The following is a 20,910-nucleotide window of genomic DNA, read 5'->3' as shown; positions in this document are numbered from 1 at the left end:
ACCTCAATTGTCCGACCCGCTCTGCGGGTAAAGGTCTATTCTTTTATCTTGGGCCGAGCCACCACGATTTAAGCTCAAAACGATATATTTAGGCCACACCTCAGAGACTAAGACTTCTCCCATATTTTCACCTTGCGTAACAGCCTTAACCCTTCGCTGGCCATCTTCGTATGAATAACTTTGTAAAACTGCAGTTCGTGTCTCATCGATAAAAACACCAGCCAAGCGATATTTGAAGTTGCCCAGAACGATTCCCTCGTCTTTCCATGGGTCGTTCTGCTTAATTCTCTCGGCCTCACTCAGTTCAGGTTTGCTATCCGCCCCATCACTCGTATCATTGCTTTCATCTTTACCACCATATGATTGATAATATGAGAGCAGTTGTTCAGGATTAAATTGTGCTTTCGCGCCGTTCTTCGAAGACGCCACTTCGGTTTTCGAACTATCAGACGACTCGTGTGAATTAGGCAGGCTTAACCGGCTGACGAAATCCCACCCGGCGACAAGTAACGCCAAGACCAAGATAAAGATATCAAGCTTAGAGGGTTTAAGTGACATTAATTGCATTACAGCCCCCCTTCCGGTTCCATGAAAAAGGACACTGTGGCCTGGCCTCTGACCGTACCCAAACTGAACTGCAGGTGTCGGGTTATGACAAAGTTGTATTCCGTCAATACCATTGCGTTTTCGTTTTCCAACTCCAGTTGAGCTTGTAATGCAATAATATCCTCTGTGTCGCCAATCAAAGTCACATCTAAACGATGCTCTAAAATCCCGTTATCCATAGTTTGCATCGGAGACCATGACGCAGACTCAACTGTAATATTGTGTTGGGACGCTATGTTTTCGAATGCTGTTTGCTGCTCTAACTGAAAGGCATTGGCTCCCACGAAACTCATAAGCCCGCCCTTAGAATTCGACAACTCTTGCCCTAACTGGATTGCTTTCAGCTCGTATTCGTCACTTTTTTCTATAGCATCTAGCCCCGACTCTAGCCGCCGTTCACTTACCGCGATGTTATCTAACGTTTCGTTTTGCCATTCTAATATCGGCTGTACAACGAATTTGATTATGACCAGAACTGCTACAATCGATAAGAGCTGGTATTGCCTTGTTTTAGTCATTACCGCCTCCCGAGAGCTGAGGCGAGTAGCTCAATTCGATGCTAAATATTTCTTCAGCTCGCCTTTTGGACACTGGCCGATTAAAGGAGGCGGTCACGCCATCCAACTGTGACAAGGTCCTCAAAACATCAGTCGCACGTTCAGCGCTGCCAAAAATTTCAAAACTACCATCAATGTATGTAATTCTTCGGAAGCTTACGTCCTTTTGTTCAAACAGAGGTTTTAACAAAGACCAAATATAAAACGAAGATGCAGTGGTCTGATCGATTTCTTGATATGTTTGCAAGGAACGTTCAAGCTGCCTGACTCGGTCTTGCTTTTCCAATGCCGCGGTGAGCTCATCCTGACGCGATTCGTAACTTTCTTGCACTGAATTAAGCTTTATCGAGAGATAGGCACTCGACCCGGCAAGGTACAGCAGTGCTACAATAATGGCCGGTAGCGCGACTCGCCATAAGGGCGGTAAGGTTCGCTGCTGTTGACTCAAGAACGAACCCGCATTAGGGATTACTCTCAAAAACCCTTCCTCGATAAGGGTCGCTAGTTCGTACTGACGCTGCGATTTAGGTTCAGAAAGGCCAATACTGACAGCAAACTGCTCAGCCGAGGTCATTAGTTGAGTCTCTTTCGCAGAGCGAGACAGACCTTGCTGATTTGCAACAAACAATCGACCGTCAGGTGTAATTATCGTTGCTACTTCATTTTTCTTTAACGATTTTCCAATCAGATAAGACTCGGGAATGAAAACACTCCCAGATGGCAGTTTAGACGTGTCGAAACGCCAAAAAACGACATCATAGCCACCTGTATCTGACTTTACCAAAATATGGGCATGACTCTCAGACGCATCGAGTTTCAGCGCTTTTTTAACCAACTTTTTTTCGTTCATGGGGTAATGCTTTACCCATTCACGATAGTGCTTTCTACCTATCACCCAAACTGGTCTTTTACCCACCTTTTTAGTCGAGCCAAGAGGGATAAGGTCAGCGCTGTGCACTCGTGTACTGAAATAGCCAATCAATGGTGATATCGCGCCATTCACGAGATGTGTCAGTTTTTCTAATAATCGCGAACTACTCATTATCTTCTAACTTCTCATTAATTAGGCCTTTATCGCCCCAGTTGATTGACAGTACTTTTAGGGTATTCTGTGCGCTATCGCTATATGGGTCGATCACCACTTGCATCTGCTTGGCCATCGTGGACTGCCCTACCGTTACCGCAATTTTGTATGCTAAATGTTTGCTGGTAAAAAAATACACACCTTCATCAGTCTCTAATTGACTCACGTCCTTAAAATCTTTAGTGGATGAACGCCCAAGTCTAAACTCTTTTACAGGGTCGGACAGCTTACCAACATCTAACGTCGCTGCAAGTAATTTATCGGGCGCGTTAGCTGGATTAAAATAGCCTGGGCTAAATATTGTGACATAATCTTGTAACGTTTCACGTAATTCAAAAGGCACCTGTGGCAACCAATTGATTTCAGACAGTTCAGGCATCGGTTTGTTCCGAGGCCCAAACTGATAAGCCTGTCGCTCTGCACCTCGAGGTAGGGTATCATTATCACTGTCTTGCCAATCAATTAACGAATGAGCCACCTCAGCTGCTTTTGCTTTGTCATAACCCAGCCGTTCAATCAGTTCAATGAGTTCTCGTTCTGCGAGCTGATGTAGATTAAGTAAACCGGCTTGATCCTGTATCGAAACGACCGCAGTTTCATCCATATTAAAAGGCTTACCCCAAAAGTACCAACGCCCCTTCGCATACTCACCGCTGACATGCTCGTTGGTGAACAAATCGTAAAGCAACTGCGCCTCGGTACTATATAAGTCAACAAGCGCCTGATTCTTGTCTTGTAACGTTTGCGCGGCCTCAACGTTTTTTTTCGCCGATGTATTAAGAAACAACAATATAATACTGAGTACCGCACTTAAAACTATGGCCTGTATAAGTGCAACGCCTGTCTGGGTTCCGCCTTTGTTTCTACTAAAAACCACTGGCTTCATCCTCATCATTGAAATAGCGACCCATAATGACATCGGCACCGTTGGCAACATTGTATATCAAGCGTGTGGGTGAACTTTCATTAATTCGTATATTCAACTCAATTTTTTCTGGTAGTAACCCTGTTTCTGAACTCAAGTATCTATCAAACCAGCGACGACTGTCCGATCCGTTACCTGATAAAAATTCGAGTTTGTCATCATAACTGGGCCAGCCATAATAGCGGTAAGTAATCTCCGAGACGTCAGATATAAGCCGTAACTGCCGGTCGTAAGTGAATTCTTGCTGCGCCTGCTCCAACAAAACATCTGCGGTGGAGCGTTCAAAGTAAGTTAGCGTATCGCCTTTTAATTCTAACTTAAAAATACCGGCGTTAGCGTTATTGAATATACCAGTACCAACCACCCCTTCGACTAAGTTTTTTTCACCAAAAAAGAAAGGTGCTACAGCACCGTTCTCACCTGAGGTCACGATGAAGGGATAGACGCTTTGTAGAGCTTGGTTTACCAACATACGACTGCGCACGTCATGAAGCGTTGAGTCGAAATCTCCAAGATTTTCTTGCCAGCGATCGAGATATGTTGTGTAGGCGAAGCCCGCCAGAGTCACGAGCGAACTTAAAATCACCAGTGAAATCAATAGTTCTATCAAAGTAAAACCACGAGCGGCAACTCTTCGTCTCACCAAGTCACCTCATTTAACTCAAAAGTTCGTGTTTTACCTTGATATTGCACGTTGAGGGTCACAAGCCATAGTGAAAATTTCTCTTCGTACCTAACCATCCTTCGTTCATCAACATCAAACTGCGGAGGAGGTGCCGCCTTCTCAACCAATTCTTTTGTCCATTGGTAACTGAGACCAAATACTTGCCCTGAACCATTGCTTTTGGTGGGGGCTTCACGAACCTCCCTGCGCACATTCGCCAACACTATCGGCAGGTTTTTATTAAGCTCCAGGGCAGCTCTTGATTTTAGTGTTGCTTCAACTGCATTGCTGTAAACCGCATTCGCTACAGCAATCGCTCCCATCAGGATGACGGAAGCAACAAGCACCTCAATAAGCGTGAACCCTCGGTTACAACTCACTCCCCGACCTCCGCGGTCTGATTGACCAAGGCTTCTTCAAAGTCAACTTGCCGGACAGAGCCATCGTAGTTGTATGACAATCGAGTAACGTCTGTAAATCCTGAGCTGGAAAACTTGATAACTTGATGCGGAAAGCTGATGTATTCGTGTGTTATGCGTTCAGAGAAATCACACCCTTCTGACGAGATAGTTATTACACTCTCGGCTAAATCTAATGATATCGGGCACCCTCTGGAAAACGCCATAAACGACCACCTGCCGATTTGATCATTTAATCGTGAGGCCTCAGCGCGAGCCTCCATCTTACTCACTTGTTCCACCGCAAGGGGCGCAACAAGCGCCATCGCTGTGCCAGCGATAGCAAGGGTTGTCAGCAATTCGAGAAGCGTAAAGCCAAAACCTGCTTTAAAACGATACGTCATTTACGGACACCATACTCATTAGCATCACAACGACAACGCCACCAACAATGACCCCCATAAATAAAATTAGTAACGGTTCGATAAGCGTTGTCAACCGTTGGGTCCAACTCTCAAAGTCCTGTCTACTGCGGTTTGCGATTTCTTCGAAAATAGTGGGTAAGTTACCCGATGCTTCACCCACCTCTAGCAGTGAGACATAGAATTCAGGGTACAATGACGTCTGCTGCAAAGCCTCACTTAACACGCCTCCCCGTTGAATTTTTTCTTTTGCCACCGTCAGTTCACGCACGATAGGTTCGGACTTTAAGTTACCGATGGCCAGTGTTAACGCTCGGTCAATCTGTATACCTGCTTTTAGCATTAGCGCTAAACCCGAATTAAAACGAATGCGTTCAGTGGATATCAGCGCTGTTTTTAAACCCGGGACAGTTAGCAGAAACCGCTGAAACTTTTCCCGATTGTTATGATCCCGAAGCGAGCTAATACCAATAGCGACTGCACCGACAACGCCGAACACTAAAAACCATTGATAATTTTGCATCCAGTCTGCCGTACTCAACATTGCCTGTGTATACCAAGGTAGTGAATCCTGTTGACTGAATAAGTCGGCCATTTGCGGCACGATAAAATTGAAGATCAAAAAGATAGAGGCAATACACACAAAGAAGATGACCGCAGGATAGGTCAAGGCAGAAACAAGCTTCCGATTTAAATCTCGCTTATATTTCAGATCTTTTGCCAAACCATCAAAAATGTCCGACAACTCACCCGACGCTTCGCCGAGTTCAACTAAATTTACATATAACTTGTCAAATACGTTGGGGTGCTCTTTCAGGGCAGCAGAGAGTGACCCCCCACGTTTCAAACTTTGGCTAATGTCGCTAAGCAGCGATGCTAATGCGGGCTTTGATTTAGAACGCCTGATAATATCAATGCCCTTATCAATACGCACCCCGCTTTGCAACAATAAGCTCAGCTCTGATGTAAAAAACTCCAGATCAGACAACGTTACTCGTGAACTCAGACCGTCAAACAAGCTTTTGTTGCTCGTTTGTTCGCTAACGGATATCGGTATCAATTTTTGCGCCTTCAACTCGGCGAGCGCACCTTTCTCATCCACAGCGTTTATTGCGCCACTCATTCTGGCACCGGACTGATCGTAGGCTTCGTACTTATAATTTGGCATCAGCCTGCTACCCGCAACACTTCTTCTATCGTTGTAATCCCCTGGGCGGCTTTATATAACCCATCTTGTAACAGATTTCGCCGTCCCAGCTCTTGGTTTAAGCGACGCGCTTTGGTTAAAAACTCGCTGTCTTTTGGCAGAGTCACGATATCGTCATCACACCGCAGGTATTCGGTTACTGCTACCCGTCCTGAGTAACCGGTATGACCGCACTGCTCACAGCCTTTTGCTTGCCGAATATCAAGTTTTTCGATACCGAACCTTTCAGCAATGGCATGTATCTTGTTACGCGCAACCAAGTGTTCGGCCTCAGGGTGGGGCTCTGAACAATGTGGGCAAACCTTTCTTGCAAGACGCTGTGCTACGATAGATACCAAGGCAGCATTTAGCAGAAATTCTTCTACGCCGAGATCCAGCAAACGCGTATAGGCGCTGGCCGCATCGTTAGTATGCACGGTTGAAAACACTAAGTGTCCTGTTAAAGCCGACTGCATAGCAATGCGCGCGGTTTCCTGGTCACGGATTTCACCTAACATAATGATGTCGGGATCCTGACGTACAATAGAACGTAGGCCTGACGCAAAGTCATAACCGATATCACGATTAACCTGAACTTGATTCACGCCGGGAAGCTGATATTCGACCGGGTCTTCGAGTGTTACTATTTTTACTTCGTCATCATTAAGCTGATTAAGAAAAGTATACAAGCTTGTGGTCTTACCAGAGCCCGTCGGGCCAGTCAGCAAAATAACACCTGAGGTCTTTTGCAGATCCTCGTTTATCCACTGACGAACATCAGGAGCCAGACCTAAAACTTCCATGTCATAACGCACAGATTCTTTTAACAAGAAGCGCATTACGACACTCTCGCCCTTGGCGAGCGGCATCGAAGACACACGGATGTCGAGTTCCTTGTTGGCTATTTTCATTTCAATTTTGCCATCTTGGGGACGACGCTTTTCAGCAATGTCCATACCCGACAATATCTTCAAGCGCGTTACAATCGGAAGTTGCATACGTGGCGGCAAAGTCTCGATATCGTGCAAGACACCGTCGATGCGGAAACGAACTCGGTATGCCCCTTGGAAAGGCTCTAGGTGCATATCAGACGCTCCGCGCCGAAGCGCGCGACTTATTAGCGAGTTTAACAAGTTTACTGTGGGAGCCTCCGACGCCAACTCGCGCAGTCGCTCTTCTTCATCCCCCGAGAGTTCATCAAAGGACAGGCCATCACTATCATTTTCATTCAACAACGATTTAAAGTGGCTAATGTCTTGTTCACTAGCTATAAACAGCGTCAAATCAACCTCATTGGACTCTAGCCATTCGTTAACTGCCAAGTTTAGCGGATACTTAACAGCAAAAGTCCAATTGTCATCTCGGACTTGCAATGGGATCCAGTCTTGCTCCACAAAGAAATCAAGCAGCCCCGGATCTAACTCGGGTGCTGTCCATTCTTCCCACTGTCGGATATCAAACGTTGGCAACTGAAAACTTTGCGCATACAGTTGTGGTAGCTGGTCTTCAGGTAAAGACCCCATATTGACTAAAATCTGCTCTAGCCGGCCGCCATATTTGTCTTGGTACTGTATGGCTTTGTCTAGGTCCCCCGAAGATACACTAAACTCAGCCTGAAGCTGTTCAACCAGTGTTTGCTGAATCATTGATGCACGATATCCGCGTTGTCTTCCTCGCCACCTTCTTGACCATCAGCGCCCATTGACGCCATGTAATAGGGCTGGCCATTCTCACCCGGTGTACGGTAAACATAATCGTTACCCCAAGGGTCTTTGGGTAATGCCTTGGGAAGATAAGGCCCGTCCCAGTTCGGTGCATCCGACTCGCGTACTTCTTCCAGTTTTTCCGGGTAACGGCCGACATCGAGGCGGTAAGTGTCTAATGCTGTCTCAAACATTTGCATTTGTGTTGCCGCAGTGTCGCGCTGTGACGACGTGACCTTAGAAAACATCGTCGGCGCAACCAAGGACGCAAGTAAGCCCAAAATCACGATAACAATCAGGAGCTCGATCAAAGTAAAGCCACGGACATTTTGTCGACGCGTGGTGTGCTGGTTCATTCGTTTATTCCACATAACGTATTAACTGCTCTGGTAGTTTTTTCTGAGAAAAGGCAATGCCCCCCTCTTCTTGCGCATAGCCTATGGCCATGCACATGATGGGGCGTTGCCAAGCATCGAGTTTCAGTAATTTTGCCATCCGTCGCTCGCGGATTTCAATATCAGGCCAGTTTATCGGACAACTGGCTAAACCTAAAGTTTCTAATGCCAACATAAAGTTCATCGCGGCTAGCGATGCGTCAATATACGGGACATGACGGTCGCGGGCTGCTTCAAAACAGGAAAAATCACCGACAAAGACAGCCAGCATCGGAATATTATGCTCCCAGCCTGCGGTGCCCATCGGCTGTTTAACGGCTCGCTTTAATGCGTCGTCCTCGTCAATAATATACACATTAAACGGCTGTCGATTACACGCGCTTGGCGCCAGTGTCGCGGCCTGCATCGCCCGTTCAACTAATGACCGAGGTACGCGCTCATCGGTAAACCAACGCACTGAGCGGCGTTGCATCGCCAGCTTTTTAAATTCGTCAAATTCAACCCGGCTCTGTAACGACGTTTGCCGCTCATAAGGGCTGTAATTTTGCTGGTTACCAACATAGCCACAGGCCAAAAAACGGGCCCGGGCACGTTTTATCGCCGGCTCGCTCTCATCTGCGAACGAGAAATATTCGGTTAAAACGCTATTGGCCCACTGCAGCTCTTCCTGACACGCATTGCCCTTGCTCGCCTGAGACCGAAAGTCATCAACCAGTTGCCCCAAATATGCTAACCCGAAGACCTCACGACGCGGCTGCATGGTCAGGCCTTTTTCTAGTCGATGGGTATTTCGCCGTAACCGCGCATGCGACTGCTGGGTCGGTTCTTTATCTAATTGGTGATGGCGCCGGATCCCGGCTGCCGTCACATAATTTTCACGCGAGAAAAGCGATGATAATACTCCATAACCCAACTTAGCCAGCCAGCGCGAGCGACCCATAAGTTGCGTCAATGCGGTCGCGGTCGCCTCTTTCTGTTTTTTGACTGTCCCCAGCAGGGCGCTGGGGATCAGACGTTTAATGAGCTGTTTCATACGGCACTATTCAACCCATTACAATCCGGCAATGGCAGCAATCGCGACCGAGATCTGGTAAACAATCTGCGTTGCGGATGTCCACAAGTTCAGATTGTCGATGTACTGAGCATCCAGTGGCACCACAATGGTATCACCCGGTTCAAGCTGGCTGTGGGTAACCGCAAACCAACTGCTCTCGCGTTGTTGCACCGAGCCATCCGCCTTAATCACATAAATCCGCTCTTCATCTGCTTTGCCCTTCAGGCCGCCACTCATACGGATGTAATCATCCACCGTCATACCATCTTTGTAACGGTGCGCTGAGGCGAACTGAACCTCGCCGATAATATTAATTGAGTTCTGCTGCGTGGGTACATGCAGGTAGTCGCCGTCACGTAGCTGTATATCCTGATCGGCACGGTTAGCCAGGATGCTCGGCAGATCAATAACCATTCGTCCCACCGGATCCACACTGGTCAGGTCGCGTAATAAGTTACGCATCTCGTTATAACTCAGGTTATTAGCCTGGGTCGTATTGGTAATACTATTGGTAACGACTTCGTGTTGAAGATCGCGAGCTAACCGACGCATCCGCTCACGCTCTTGCTCTTTAATCACCTCGCGGGTAAACACCGCCCCTTCAACCATGGCGTAATCCGTTAATCCGCCGGCGCGCTCAATCAGCTCACTGAGCGTATCGCCCCGACGTATCGAGTAGGAGCCCGGGAAGCGAACTTCGCCGCCAATTTCGACCTGATAATTTTCCTGCCATTGCGGGATACGCAAAATATTAAGCCGATCGCGTCCCTGCAACGCCTGGTCGATATCGCCGGCCATCGCATTAGCCAAATTAAAGGTGACATAATCAACGTCGGCTTCTTCACCCATAATTTCGACACGACTGATTTCCGCGCGCTTCAGGTAGGCCGACTCTTTTAGGCCACCCGCCGCTAACACCAAATCTTTAACATTACCGTTTATCGGCAGGGGATAGATGCCGGGGTAACGGACCTCGCCATCCACAAATACTAACTGGGCCGTTGAGCCCAGCCGGCTTTGGCTACGCAGCTTCATCAAAATAGGTTCGAGCAAACGATGACGAGAGAACTCAGTGTATTCGACTTCTTCCTGCTCGTTTTGCTCACCCTGAACAAATAACGATGACAGGCTTTCACGCTGACGTTCCAGCTCGGCCTGACGCTCAGCTTCGCTTTGCTCGTCAACCATCAACTGCTGCACGAAATGCATTTCGTATTGCTTCATCAGTTCCAGGCGTTTTTCCTGCTCACGCTCTTCTTCAGTCAGTGTCAGCTTGTTAATGGTCAGCTCACTCTCTGACTGCTGTTCATACGAACTAAACACCACCACAAAGTCGCGTGGGCTTAGCGCAATATCCGCGTCAGAGTTTGGTTGGCTGATGGCCTTGGCCAAATCGAATTGTAAAACCTCGATATCGCGCTGCGCGTTAGACTCGCGTACAACAATGCCGTAACTCAAGTCAGCTTCGGGTAATAAATCCATATTAACCGAGCGAATCAAGTCATTAATCGAAAATCCGTCATACCAGGCATAATTACCGGGTCGCGTCACCGCTCCGACCAACGTAACACTATTGGACGGTACGCCCGCTGTGGTTTTGACGTCGATAATATCACCGTCCATCACCGCCTGATTGCGGCCAGCTTCGGTTGCATAGTTAGCGGTGAGTAATTGTCGATCGCTTTGCGCGACACGCTCAATAATCACCTGCTCTTTAAAGGCCGATGCTTTCATGCCCCCAGCCAGCGCTAACACCTGCTGTAAACTTTTCTCGCCTTTTAATTCGTAAATGGCCGGACGAACAACATCACCCTTTACCGTCACCAGTTGATCCACGGGCGGAATATGAACAACATCACCTGACTGTAATACCAAATCATCAACCGCATTGCCGTCGATCAATAAATCGTATAGATCGAAGCTGACAACCGTTTTTCCAGCTCGCTTAATTTGAATATCGCGAACCGAACCAATTTCAGACACACCACCGGCGGCAACCAGAGCCTGCGTAATAGTCGACAGCGAGCTTATGGTATACGAGCCCGGACGATAAGCTTCACCTACCACAAACACTTGTATTGCGCGCAACTCGCCCAGACTAACGGCAGCTTCAACCCCTATCATCTGTTCCTTGATCCGCGCGCGCACCACGTCTTTGGTTTCGGTGTAGGTTAAACCCGCGACCTGAACGGGACCCAGTTTTGGAATTAAGATACTGCCATCCTGGGTGACCTCAAGCTCGTATTTGTTGTCCTGCTTACCAAACAACACGACATTGATGACATCGCCGGGCCCCACTAAATAATGCGCGGGGATTGGGATATCTTTAACCGGTGTATAAGAGCGCGGCTCATTCGCGAATAAATCAGCGCCGAAGCGCTTCAGTTCTTGGTCTTCCTGCTCAAATAAGTTTTTTATCTCAGTCGGAAAAATCGGGTTCCCCATCTCATCAAACTGGGTTCCGCGCGGGTAAATATTGGTCTGCGTGTCTTCTTGCTGCTGCTGTTGCTGCATTTGCTGCTGCCGCAGTTGCTCGAGATCAATACCATACTGGCGGGCAATTAATTGTTGCTGCGCAGGGGGTAAATTTTGAAATTGCTCAATTTGCTCAGGCGTTAAATTCGGCATACTCTGCGCAAAGGCAAGCGCAGAGCTGAGCAGAAGCCCAGCGGCTGTTATCGTTTTTATGAATGTTGCTTTTATACCCGCCATGAAGATCCCTCAAAAACCGTGCGCTTAACCCGCGATAGCTTACTGACTATGGCCTGTACTATCAAGCAAGATATCGATTGCCATAATCGTTAAAAAATAATGATTAAAATTTGAACTCTATGTAAAGATGTAGTCTAATAATTCGTGATAGCTGGTAAGGACACGCGGCTCTGTGACTCCCTAATGTTGGCAAGCGGGAAAGTCTCAGATGTTCCGGAGAGCTTTCTCCAAGTTCATTTGGCCCCACCTTGTGTGGGGCTTTTTTTATGATCGGAAAAAATACCGACCCAGCTTTAACGCCTGCCAAACCTGCCCACGCAAAAGACGGCTCAACATTTCTTTGCCCACGTGCAACTTTAATATGGTCGCCCGCTCTGCCGCCTGCTCCGCTCGCCACCAGCCCTCGAGTTCATAACACGGCAGCATTTGTCGGTACAAAGCAAACTCTTCTTCAAAGCGCAGCCCGGTTGCCTGGTATTTTGCGGTCGCCTGCGCTTGGTGGCGACGATAAAGCATCCCCACCTTTTTACTGCCGGCCAGCATGTGTCCCTTAAACAACAAATGCAGATAAAGCGCCAGGTCAGGCACCATTTTCCAACGCTCATTAAATCCATGCAAACCGAGCATGTCGCGGTTAAAACATACCGCGGGGCAAAAGATAAAGTTACCGCGCAATAAGGTCGCGGAGCCTTCATCACCAGCGAGTGTATACCGCGTTCCCTCTATTTTTTTCAGTAAACGCTGTTTTACCCGGTCAGCCAACGTGCTCGCCGGTCGTCCATTTTCATCAATAATACGGGCGTGGCTAAACACCGCCGATGCTCTGGGGTAGGTATCAATCAATTCAGCAATAATTTGCGTGTAGTCCGCATGCAGCATGTCATCCTGATGCAGCACACTCACCCAGCGACTGCGCGCCTCACGAACGGCAAAATTCCAGTTACCGGACAGGCCATGGGCATTACTGTTATGACGGATATAGCGCGCATTCAAAGCATCGGGTATCTTGATATCTGACTGAGCTACAGGCGAGTCATCAATAATATCCAGATAAAACGGTTCAGATTGCTTCAGTAACGATTCAAATAAATCATCAAGGTAGGCGCGGTCAGGGTTATGTACCAATACCGCAAGAGTTAGCCAGGGTACCTTGTCAGTCGTTGTTTTTGTTGCGCTCATCTTCTAATTCGCGCTCAAGTAACGCCATCCGCTGTACTAAACGTTCAATATCAACCCGCATACGGGCGCGTTCAATATCTGATAACAGCATTTTTATCAGCACCACGCCAAAGCCCAGTAACACCGGAATAATCGGCGGGTAACTGATACCCAGCGCCAGGCCAATGGCATCATTCAATTTAGGGAAAAAGCTATACAGAACAATTAACACCGCCAGCAATAGCCAGCGTGCGCCGTCTTTACTCACCAGATGATCGCGGCGAACCAGCCATACGATCATAATGCCGATGGCCAGGCCAATAATGGATGAAATAATTTGCGGGTTAGTCAGCATGTGTTAATCGTTTTTCTAATTTGGCACTTTTTTGCGGGAACGCTTTTGCCGCACATAGTAGCAAGGTTGTTATCATATAGTAAATGACTTTACCCCAGGAGCTGAATATTCGCGATTTATCGCCCACACGCTCGCGCATCGGCACTTGCACTTCACGAATATCCAACGCCAGATGACTCATCAACAACAATACACCGACATCCTGGTATTCCAACATCGACGCCTGCCGTGACACGGCGGCATGCAGCGCTTTACCCGAATACAACCGTAACCCGGAGGTAATATCGCCCACTTTCAGGCCGGTTAAACGCCGGAACATCCACCAGGCCGTGTGCCGCAACCGCGAACCCCGTGCCGGGCAGGACCCGATCAGTAGCGCATCCGCTTTTACCGTGGTGTTCAGCAAGGTCTGCGCAGACTCTGCGGTATGCTGGCCATCGGCATCCATGGTCAATACACGGGTGTAGCCGCGCTTAACGGCATAACGCATCCCGGTTTGCATGGCTAACCATGCCGAGCGCGACGACACGTGCGATAACACCGTAACACCCTGGCGCTTAGCAATACGTGCGGTATCGTCGTCGCTGCCGTCATCCACCACAATAATCTCGTCGACAGCGAGTTGCTTAGCCGATGCTAGTACAGCAGCAATGGTACGCGCTTCGTTTAAGGCCGGTATGACAATGGCGGTTTGCGTCATTTTTTATGTCCCTTTTTATGCTCGCGGGGCAACATTAAAAACACCACGGTCAAATATAAACGTTCACCGAGGCTTTTTTGTCGGGTTTGCAACAAACGGTGTCCCTCTTGTACGCGCCTAAACACACCGAGTTGCGCGAAGGCGGCAAACCGGCTCAGCAATTCACACTTTGACGGCTCCAGCTCAAAGCGTTCGAGTAACGCTTTGGCCTGCCTCTGGCTGGCAGCCAGGTTACCCGGGAACCGCCACAACATTTGATACAGAAACTTTTTAAAATAACTGCGCTGGTCATCAAAGGATACCGAGCCAATTGAATTCGCGCCATGCTGACGGTAAGCCAACAAGGGCTTGTCGATAAATGTCACTTTGCCGATGGCTTCTGCCACCAGCGCAAACCAGTAGTCATGCACAACGGCTTGGTTAGGTACCGGCGTCGCCGCATTTAACAGCGCACGATTAAATAAACAGGCGCAGCCGGTGACCACGTTCTGATACATCAGTTTATCCAAACGATGCTGCCCCGGATCCGGTAACCCTTGATAGCGCCAGTACGATTCTGACAGTGGTTGCAAGTCGGCGTCCACCACCTGCAAGTCACAGTGCACCAACGCCGGAGTTTGCCCTGCGTCCTCGATTTCGCGTATTGCATCGACCAGCGTCACCAATTTGTCTGCAAACCATATATCATCCTGGTCACAAAACGCGTAGTAGTCGCTGTTGGTATGCGCCTTCGCATGTTCACAAAGCGCCGAAAAATTCGCTAAGTGGCCGTAATCAGGCTCAAGTTCAGTGCGCTGGATTACCGTGACACGTGAACCGAAAGACTGTGCCTTAACCACCGTGTCGTCAGTGGAACCATCATCTCGCACCACCACGTTAACCGTGACACCTTCGCTTGCCAAAACGCTGGCCAGCTGCTCCTGTATATAGGCGCCGCCGTTGTAACTGGCGAGTAACACGGTAACGGACGGCAAACTCATTGCAGACACTCGTTGATCAGCTTATTCAAATTACCGAGTTGCGCTGCAGCGGCATTAAAGTTTTGTGCATTTAACGCGCCTTCAAACGCCGGTAATGCAGCCACCAACATCAGATCGCAGACACGCACATGCTTTGCGTCTTTGCGCCCCTCATGTATCGCTGACAACAGTTCATCCGCGTCCATTTTTGCAATTTCGGCCGGGCTTGCGCCCATGCCAATCGGCTCTGCAATCACATTTTGCCAGTGCAACAGGTTCAGCTTATCGTCCGTTTTACGGATGTTCGCCGGCGCGATGTTTCTGTTCCATATAAACAACGGGAGTTGATCAATATGCGTTACCAGTTCCGGCAGACGTTGCTCAAATTCGGACAACGCCTCAGTATCAATATCATCGGCAATGGCCAACAGTGCCACTTTATCCGCGTCAAGGCGCTCATGCACCATGGGTGCGCTGCGCGACAATCGATCGAGTAAACTGTCATCGGGCTCATAAGCCCAGCTTTTTAAACGCACCTCATTAACCACCTGAGCACGCTCTGCGCCAGGCACAAGCTCGCCAACCGGTCCTTCCGCAATTAAATACAGCACACCAAAGGTTTCGCCGTGCGCCAGCATGTTCATTGCCAATGGGTGGCTATCCGCCAGCTCCTGCAGCATGAGCTGATCCGATAAAAAATTCTTCTCTTGTTTGACCGGGTAAATTTTTAACAGTAATTCGTTGCCGTCGCGCTGACCAATAAAGCTGGCGACATTACGAATACCGGTATCATTCCACTGCCAGGCATATTGCGCCAGCGGCAAGCCGGTATCACGTTCAATGGCACTAAAAACTTGGCCCCGCTGCGCCGGCAGTAACAACTCAATAAAGGATTTGTCCTCATGCCCGACTTGCTGCTGTAATTTCACCTCACTGAAAAACAGCGCACTGATTTTCGCTTCCTGCTGGAATAAAAAGAAGCCGTCACTAATAGCAAGATTAAAGCGGATCATCACCTGGCGGGTGAGCAGAATAATGGCAATGGCGATGAGAAAGTTATAATCCTCGGTCAAAAAGAAGTACACCATCATTAAAAACACCACAGCGAAATTTATCGCTGATAAGGTGCTCAGTAAAAACGGGCGCCGCGTGATAAATTCTGCCCGTTTGGCAATGTTCTCAGGGCGCTGTAACCGCTGCCAAACCAACCCCACCCCGACATACTGCAAGACCATTAACACGGTCAGTACCAAATACAAACGCCAATCCAGCAAAAAGCCCAGCGCCATGCCCCCAACGACCATGATATAACCGCCCCAGCTGCGAGCGACACGCGTAAAAACGTCTTTGGTAAAGTCTTCTTGTTTATCAAACAACGAGACTTTGTTGGCATGGCGAATGATGTGTTTACCGGCAGCCGCCGCGCGGCGCGTGAGTATCACATCACTGACAATATACAGGAAGTACACCAGCCCCGCGCCCAGTGCCAGGTAGGTGATCATATCCTCGTAGGTGAGCGTCGGTACAAACTGTTGAATAAATCCCGGAACGCTGCCCGAGCCAATAATCACCAGGAGTTTTAATGGCACAAAAACGACCAGGACCTGAGTTACCTGGTTAATCAGAAACAAAAAAATCGAGGCGTAAAGATCCCAAAAACACAGTTTCTGCACTTTGCCGGTTAAGGTACTGAGCCAGCTGATGTAACGTCCTGTTAGCTGATTAAGGTGCATAATCCGCGGCGCTTCCTGTTCTTATTGACTTATCGGTTAGCCAGCAACCGGTGCAAAACCCGAATATCGCTATCGTCTGGGTGCTTTTGCTGTTGTTGCTGTGACTTTTGCAAGAGTGTAGCACGAGCTGAGACGGTTTCGGCACGCAGTTTTTGCTGCATTAGCTTTTTAACGGATACGCCAACCTTGGGTGCACGTATGACAAAACGGGCATTGGTCTGGCTTACCACAAAATCACCACCAAGCGTTTGTAATAGCTGTTTATCCACATTACCGGCCGAGTGAACGAATATAATGCGTTTAAATACGCGGTAAAGATAGTGCAGCATCGAGTAACCCGATGACGAGGCAAACATCACCAACTTGTGATCACTGTTGGCATCCGGATTATCAACAATCAGCGCACGGCCAAAGTTCGGTAACTGATTATCATAAACCACTTGGGGATGATAGTTAGCACCCTTCAGGCTCACCTCGGCCGACAGCGCCGACGGATACAATTTATTACCTAAGTCACCAATAACATCGCGCTCGACGTAGGTGTCGTTAGCAAATACTCGCGAATGCTCGCCCAACCCGAGCGTCACCAATAATTGATGACTGGCAACAGAGGCACCGGGTAAACTCCAGTGAGTATCGTTTTTACGAAATGTGCGCATGGCTGCGTTCGCCAGGGCGCTAACGGGGTAAACGACAGGATAATCAGCCGGTGCCAGCGCCAGCATCTGCTCTATAGGCGCTTGACCGGCTTTGACTATCGGATAAAACTGTGGATAGACCGTTTCTTTAGAAGGCGCAATCATCAGCGCGAAGGGCTGCGCTAACTGCTGCGTTTGCTTAAAAAACCGTTGCCAGCCCCAACGTGATAACAGCCCTAAGGCCATTTTACCCGTGTGCTGTGCCACACTGTCATTGGCGTCATTATCCAAAAACAACCAACCGTCTTTGCCTTCCAGTACCTTTAAACTGCCTTCGACTGACAGGGTAAACAGCGTGTGTTCTTGGTCATTGCTCACAACACACAACTCCGCGCTATCCGCGGTCAACTGCAGGTAGTGGTCGAAGCCACAGGTTAACTGGGGATGTGCTTGGGCGTGCTGCCCCAACACAGTGTTGATGACATCCGGACGTTCGGTATTCAATGGCAGCGGGTGACGCTGACCGGCCTCTTTGATATACACGGATGGCACTGCACCGTCTTCGTCCGCTAATACCCAGCCAAAAAACCGCAAGCGGCCGCCGCTTAATTCAACGTCAGTTATGGTCTGCGAAGTTTGCGGCTGGTCGAGTGCAAAGCCGTGCAGTCCGTCAACCTGCTTCGCCGCTCGCGTTATACTTAATTTATAATTCGACGCCATTTACCGCAATACACTGTTTACTGTTAATGGTTTCAGCCAATGCTTGATAAATCACATCATGCCCGGCGTTCGTGACATGCACCGTGTCGTGGTCGTATTCCGGTACGAGCTTGCCGTCTGTGCCATGCAGTTTATCGTAGACATTAACAAAACACGGGCCCATGGCTTCATTGAGTAGCGTATCAAAGCCCAACAAGGCCTCTTGTCCGTCCGCACTGAGCGGCCGCGGTTGCGCGGAAATGACGACCAGCGGAATATTCTTGTCAGCCAGCTTTTGACGCATCAACAAGACATTGGCCGCGGCTTCGCGCGCGGTATAGCCGCTGGCTGCGTCATTGCTGGGGTACGACATAACGACAACGCGAGGCTCGTAAGATAAGGCTTTATCCAGGTTGTGCTCGGGATCGGGTTGTTTGCGGTAAAACGGTACATCGCAGCTGGCCGGCAAGGCATGGTAGGTGGTGTAGCCGCCTTTTGAGGTATTCTCGACCGCTACGCCATGTTGACCCAGTTTATCGGTTAATTGCCCGGCCCAGCTCTCGCTATAACTACTTGCTCCCGCGCCAAAGGCAGACGAGGAGCCCATAATCGCCCAGGCACCTTCAGCTTTAACGGGTATGGGTAAGTTATTGGGCACCGTAGTGGCGTAGTCACCACAGTCAATACGCGGATTATCGAACTTGCTGCCTTGGTATTCGGCGCAGGCGCTGAGTGTGATTACACAGGTTATGATTTGAACGTGTTTTAGCATATCAACTGTAAGTCTTTATTATTTTTGTATGTTTAACTCTATCACTTATTCCGCTCAACTCTTAATTTTCCCAATAGTTTTTTTACGAGAACAACTGGGTTCACTAAACCGAATAAAGACTGAATTCCAAGCCTAAATTCCTTTCTTGCTAAGATCTGCTCGTGATACATTTCACCCAAAGCAAGATAATGACCTACTCCAATCTGGCCATCCACTAAATCCTTTCGAATCATTTTATTTCTGTAAGAAGCGAGAGTTTGCTCGTGCAGCTGTTGCATAGATGTTGTGCTATTCGCGTAAGAGCTACCATCTTTTTCCGAGACACGAACGTGAAATCGAGACAAGACTTTAGGAATCACATAAACATCGTACTTCAACATAGCTCTTATGAAAAAGTCATAGTCCTCGAGCAAATCCATAGACTCGTCAAATCCGCCGATATCATCAAAAACAGACTTTTTGAACACCACGCTATTTAGTGCCAACCGGTTAAAGGCGCACATCCCTAAAAACGAAATTTTTTCACTGTTAAACTCCGCATTTTCACGACGCTGCTGAAAGATCTCACCACCTATAAGCTCCTCTTCAACCCGCTCAGAGTGTGTCGATATAATACTGAGTGAATTATTCTCCCGAAAGACGGCAGCTACCTCCTCCAAAAACGTGTCATGCCAGGAGTCATCATCATCTAACAACACCAACAGCTCGCCAGAGGAAGCCTCGCATCCAATATTAGCAGCACTTGCACGACCAACAGACTGTTCAAGATGAATAATATTCGTTTTTAAATTGCTTTTTTCGCCATTAAGTGCCCCAACAACCGTGTCAACCTCATGCTTGCCTCCACCGTCATTTACGATTATCCATTCCAAATCATCAGTGATAGACTGACTGAATATAGTTTGCATGCACCGTCCTAAAAGTAGGTTCCGATTTTTTGTTCGGGTTACTATTGATATCTTAGGAATTAAGATTGTCATAATTTGTTGAATGAACCTCTGGCCTTTTAGGTTTATCGTAAACGCGTTTCGAGACAAAAATGCACTTTGATTTTAATAAATTGGTTATCGCTTTCTTGCCGCACAAGCCATACCACTTAGATATATTGCAAGGTTTGCTAAGTTTAGAAAACTTACCCTACAAATTAATTCTAATCGATTCAGCAAGCTACTACATCGACCCGAGTGTGAAAGATCGTCTATCTTTCATACAAGAGCATGAAATTTCGAAGCATTTAAATGTTGTTCGTCTCGAAGAGCTTATCGCTAAAGGCGACTTACCTGCAATGCTTTGTGTTTTTAATGACTGGGAGCGCTCAGCTCGAGTGCTTGTCGAAGCCTATAATGACGCCAAATTACCATCCATTGCTATAGCTGAAGGAGTCCAGGATTATTACGATGAACTTAGCCCAACCCCTAGGTTTCCTTATCAATGCGCAAAACACATCCTACTACCTTGCCCATACGACAAACGCTTTTTTCACGATTCGAGACAGTCGGTTAATGTTGTCGGCAATCCGAGAATTTCTACACTGAGACCGATCAGCACGAGTACAGACCAAAATACTTCTGAAGCTCTTATAAATTACAACTTTAGCTATGGCGCACTTGCTCACTGTAAGACGAAGTGGCTGAACGACGCATTTCAGGCCATACAGTCCGCAGGCATGAAGCCAGTTATTGCGGTCCACCCAAGCGAAGATACTCCGAGTCGCTTCATGAAATACGTTTCATCAATGCCGCTTCATGAGACTATTTCTCGATGCGCGTGCGTTGTTTCTAGATTCAGTACCGTGATACTCGAGTCACTAGCATTGAATGTACCTGTAGTTTACTTCCCTCCGCGCGAAGAGTCGGTTGATAAATTCAAAACGATAGCTGAGATATCGTCCATTGCCAATGGACCCGATCAACTTGAAGCCATTTTAAAAAATAAAATTTTTTTGAAATTTTCCCAAAAAGATGTAACCGAATATCTTAAGGTCCACGCAGGCACGCATATCGACCATAAGTCCAAATTTACACGCCTATTAGATCTCATTTTGGAGAGCTCATTTGTTTGTGACGATAAGCGCAATGACTTAGCCAAGCTCTTACAGTTAAGGCTCGCTACACAAGAGCATAGAAATAACTATTACATGAAGTCACAACTTCGACTAAGAGCAAATCAAACTAACTAACGTTATATCAA

The 20,910-nt window shown here is 48.0% G+C and carries 21 protein-coding genes; 1 reads left to right on the top strand and 20 read right to left on the bottom strand.

What is annotated here, in order from left to right:
* Positions 1 to 3: 3 nt before the first annotated feature.
* The 20 genes from DEU29_RS02695 to DEU29_RS02600 all read right to left on the bottom strand — a co-directional run bounded on the left by DEU29_RS02695 (position 4) and on the right by DEU29_RS02600 (position 19,700).
* Positions 4 to 567 (bottom strand): hypothetical protein, encoded by a 564-nt coding sequence (locus DEU29_RS02695; RefSeq protein ID WP_133538700.1) that lies wholly within the window; start codon positions 565 to 567, stop codon positions 4 to 6.
* Complete coding sequence (locus DEU29_RS02690; protein WP_133538699.1) at positions 567 to 1,124, bottom strand: hypothetical protein; 558 nt, start codon at positions 1,122 to 1,124, stop codon at positions 567 to 569. Before DEU29_RS02690 ends, DEU29_RS02695 begins: the two co-directional genes overlap by 1 nt.
* Positions 1,117 to 2,205, bottom strand: a complete 1,089-nt coding sequence (locus DEU29_RS02685) for a hypothetical protein (protein ID WP_133538698.1) — start codon at positions 2,203 to 2,205, stop codon at positions 1,117 to 1,119. The genes DEU29_RS02690 and DEU29_RS02685 overlap by 8 nt, the downstream gene beginning before the upstream one ends.
* Positions 2,198 to 3,124, bottom strand: a complete 927-nt coding sequence (locus DEU29_RS02680) for a general secretion pathway protein GspK (RefSeq protein ID WP_166635865.1) — start codon at positions 3,122 to 3,124, stop codon at positions 2,198 to 2,200. The genes DEU29_RS02685 and DEU29_RS02680 overlap by 8 nt, the downstream gene beginning before the upstream one ends.
* Positions 3,114 to 3,815: a type II secretion system protein gene (locus DEU29_RS02675; protein WP_166635864.1), complete on the bottom strand. Its 702-nt coding sequence runs from the start codon at positions 3,813 to 3,815 to the stop codon at positions 3,114 to 3,116. The genes DEU29_RS02680 and DEU29_RS02675 overlap by 11 nt, the downstream gene beginning before the upstream one ends.
* Entirely contained in the window at positions 3,812 to 4,216 is a 405-nt protein-coding gene (locus tag DEU29_RS02670; protein ID WP_133538695.1) for a PilW family protein, read from the bottom strand. Before DEU29_RS02670 ends, DEU29_RS02675 begins: the two co-directional genes overlap by 4 nt.
* Positions 4,213 to 4,638: a prepilin-type N-terminal cleavage/methylation domain-containing protein gene (locus DEU29_RS02665; protein ID WP_133538694.1), complete on the bottom strand. Its 426-nt coding sequence runs from the start codon at positions 4,636 to 4,638 to the stop codon at positions 4,213 to 4,215. Before DEU29_RS02665 ends, DEU29_RS02670 begins: the two co-directional genes overlap by 4 nt.
* Positions 4,622 to 5,824 carry a type II secretion system F family protein gene (locus DEU29_RS02660; RefSeq protein WP_133538693.1) on the bottom strand — a complete coding sequence of 401 codons (1,203 nt, stop codon included), beginning with the start codon at positions 5,822 to 5,824 and terminating at the stop codon, positions 4,622 to 4,624. Before DEU29_RS02660 ends, DEU29_RS02665 begins: the two co-directional genes overlap by 17 nt.
* Entirely contained in the window at positions 5,824 to 7,488 is a 1,665-nt protein-coding gene (locus DEU29_RS02655; RefSeq protein WP_133538692.1) for a GspE/PulE family protein, read from the bottom strand. The genes DEU29_RS02660 and DEU29_RS02655 overlap by 1 nt, the downstream gene beginning before the upstream one ends.
* Positions 7,485 to 7,901: a type II secretion system major pseudopilin GspG gene (gspG, locus tag DEU29_RS02650; protein ID WP_133538691.1), complete on the bottom strand. Its 417-nt coding sequence runs from the start codon at positions 7,899 to 7,901 to the stop codon at positions 7,485 to 7,487. The genes DEU29_RS02655 and gspG overlap by 4 nt, the downstream gene beginning before the upstream one ends.
* Positions 7,902 to 7,905: 4 nt before the next feature.
* Positions 7,906 to 8,973, bottom strand: coding sequence for a nitroreductase family protein (locus DEU29_RS02645; RefSeq protein ID WP_133538690.1), 1,068 nt, complete (start codon positions 8,971 to 8,973; stop codon positions 7,906 to 7,908).
* An 18-nt stretch (positions 8,974 to 8,991) separates the two neighbouring features.
* Entirely contained in the window at positions 8,992 to 11,706 is a 2,715-nt protein-coding gene (locus tag DEU29_RS02640; RefSeq protein WP_243734450.1) for an SLBB domain-containing protein, read from the bottom strand.
* Positions 11,707 to 11,970: 264 nt separating this feature from the next.
* Positions 11,971 to 12,885, bottom strand: a complete 915-nt coding sequence (locus DEU29_RS02635) for a glycosyltransferase family 2 protein (RefSeq protein WP_133538689.1) — start codon at positions 12,883 to 12,885, stop codon at positions 11,971 to 11,973.
* Positions 12,860 to 13,219, bottom strand: coding sequence for a DUF2304 domain-containing protein (locus DEU29_RS02630; protein ID WP_133538688.1), 360 nt, complete (start codon positions 13,217 to 13,219; stop codon positions 12,860 to 12,862). Before DEU29_RS02630 ends, DEU29_RS02635 begins: the two co-directional genes overlap by 26 nt.
* On the bottom strand, positions 13,209 to 13,919 hold the full coding sequence (locus DEU29_RS02625; RefSeq protein ID WP_133538687.1) for a glycosyltransferase family 2 protein: 711 nt from the start codon (positions 13,917 to 13,919) through the stop codon (positions 13,209 to 13,211). Before DEU29_RS02625 ends, DEU29_RS02630 begins: the two co-directional genes overlap by 11 nt.
* Positions 13,916 to 14,899, bottom strand: coding sequence for a glycosyltransferase family 2 protein (locus DEU29_RS02620; RefSeq protein WP_133538686.1), 984 nt, complete (start codon positions 14,897 to 14,899; stop codon positions 13,916 to 13,918). Before DEU29_RS02620 ends, DEU29_RS02625 begins: the two co-directional genes overlap by 4 nt.
* A complete protein-coding gene (locus tag DEU29_RS02615; RefSeq protein WP_133538685.1) occupies positions 14,896 to 16,611 on the bottom strand; it encodes a hypothetical protein in 1,716 nt (571 codons plus the stop codon). Before DEU29_RS02615 ends, DEU29_RS02620 begins: the two co-directional genes overlap by 4 nt.
* A 29-nt stretch (positions 16,612 to 16,640) precedes the next feature.
* A complete protein-coding gene (locus DEU29_RS02610) occupies positions 16,641 to 17,969 on the bottom strand; it encodes a hypothetical protein (RefSeq protein WP_133538684.1) in 1,329 nt (442 codons plus the stop codon).
* On the bottom strand, positions 17,953 to 18,720 hold the full coding sequence (locus tag DEU29_RS02605) for an SGNH/GDSL hydrolase family protein (RefSeq protein ID WP_133538683.1): 768 nt from the start codon (positions 18,718 to 18,720) through the stop codon (positions 17,953 to 17,955). The genes DEU29_RS02610 and DEU29_RS02605 overlap by 17 nt, the downstream gene beginning before the upstream one ends.
* Positions 18,721 to 18,761: 41 nt before the next feature.
* Positions 18,762 to 19,700 carry a glycosyltransferase gene (locus DEU29_RS02600; protein ID WP_133538682.1) on the bottom strand — a complete coding sequence of 313 codons (939 nt, stop codon included), beginning with the start codon at positions 19,698 to 19,700 and terminating at the stop codon, positions 18,762 to 18,764.
* A 59-nt stretch (positions 19,701 to 19,759) separates the two neighbouring features.
* On the opposite strand from DEU29_RS02600, the gene DEU29_RS02595 reads away from it, so the two are divergent.
* Positions 19,760 to 20,899: a hypothetical protein gene (locus tag DEU29_RS02595; RefSeq protein ID WP_133538681.1), complete on the top strand. Its 1,140-nt coding sequence runs from the start codon at positions 19,760 to 19,762 to the stop codon at positions 20,897 to 20,899.
* Positions 20,900 to 20,910: the final 11 nt, after the last annotated feature.

The organism is Idiomarina aquatica, assembly GCF_004362895.1.
Taxonomy (GTDB): Bacteria; Pseudomonadota; Gammaproteobacteria; order Enterobacterales; family Alteromonadaceae; genus Idiomarina.
The sequence above is the reverse complement of the archived record's forward strand: the minus strand, read 5'-3'. Positions and strand labels throughout refer to the sequence as shown.

Coding starts and splice junctions, on each gene's coding strand:
- DEU29_RS02615 (WP_133538685.1), bottom strand. CDS start 16,611: ATGCACCTTAATCAGCTAACAGGACGTTACATCAGCTGGCTCAGTACC.
- DEU29_RS02690 (WP_133538699.1), bottom strand. CDS start 1,124: ATGACTAAAACAAGGCAATACCAGCTCTTATCGATTGTAGCAGTTCTG.
- DEU29_RS02600 (WP_133538682.1), bottom strand. CDS start 19,700: ATGACAATCTTAATTCCTAAGATATCAATAGTAACCCGAACAAAAAAT.
- DEU29_RS02685 (WP_133538698.1), bottom strand. CDS start 2,205: ATGAGTAGTTCGCGATTATTAGAAAAACTGACACATCTCGTGAATGGC.
- DEU29_RS02605 (WP_133538683.1), bottom strand. CDS start 18,720: ATGCTAAAACACGTTCAAATCATAACCTGTGTAATCACACTCAGCGCC.
- DEU29_RS02625 (WP_133538687.1), bottom strand. CDS start 13,919: ATGACGCAAACCGCCATTGTCATACCGGCCTTAAACGAAGCGCGTACC.
- gspG (WP_133538691.1), bottom strand. CDS start 7,901: ATGAACCAGCACACCACGCGTCGACAAAATGTCCGTGGCTTTACTTTG.
- DEU29_RS02610 (WP_133538684.1), bottom strand. CDS start 17,969: ATGGCGTCGAATTATAAATTAAGTATAACGCGAGCGGCGAAGCAGGTT.
- DEU29_RS02640 (WP_243734450.1), bottom strand. CDS start 11,706: ATGGCGGGTATAAAAGCAACATTCATAAAAACGATAACAGCCGCTGGG.
- DEU29_RS02630 (WP_133538688.1), bottom strand. CDS start 13,219: ATGCTGACTAACCCGCAAATTATTTCATCCATTATTGGCCTGGCCATC.
- DEU29_RS02595 (WP_133538681.1), top strand. CDS start 19,760: ATGCACTTTGATTTTAATAAATTGGTTATCGCTTTCTTGCCGCACAAG.
- DEU29_RS02645 (WP_133538690.1), bottom strand. CDS start 8,973: ATGAAACAGCTCATTAAACGTCTGATCCCCAGCGCCCTGCTGGGGACA.
- DEU29_RS02635 (WP_133538689.1), bottom strand. CDS start 12,885: ATGAGCGCAACAAAAACAACGACTGACAAGGTACCCTGGCTAACTCTT.
- DEU29_RS02655 (WP_133538692.1), bottom strand. CDS start 7,488: ATGATTCAGCAAACACTGGTTGAACAGCTTCAGGCTGAGTTTAGTGTA.
- DEU29_RS02660 (WP_133538693.1), bottom strand. CDS start 5,824: ATGCCAAATTATAAGTACGAAGCCTACGATCAGTCCGGTGCCAGAATG.
- DEU29_RS02695 (WP_133538700.1), bottom strand. CDS start 567: ATGCAATTAATGTCACTTAAACCCTCTAAGCTTGATATCTTTATCTTG.
- DEU29_RS02665 (WP_133538694.1), bottom strand. CDS start 4,638: ATGACGTATCGTTTTAAAGCAGGTTTTGGCTTTACGCTTCTCGAATTG.
- DEU29_RS02620 (WP_133538686.1), bottom strand. CDS start 14,899: ATGAGTTTGCCGTCCGTTACCGTGTTACTCGCCAGTTACAACGGCGGC.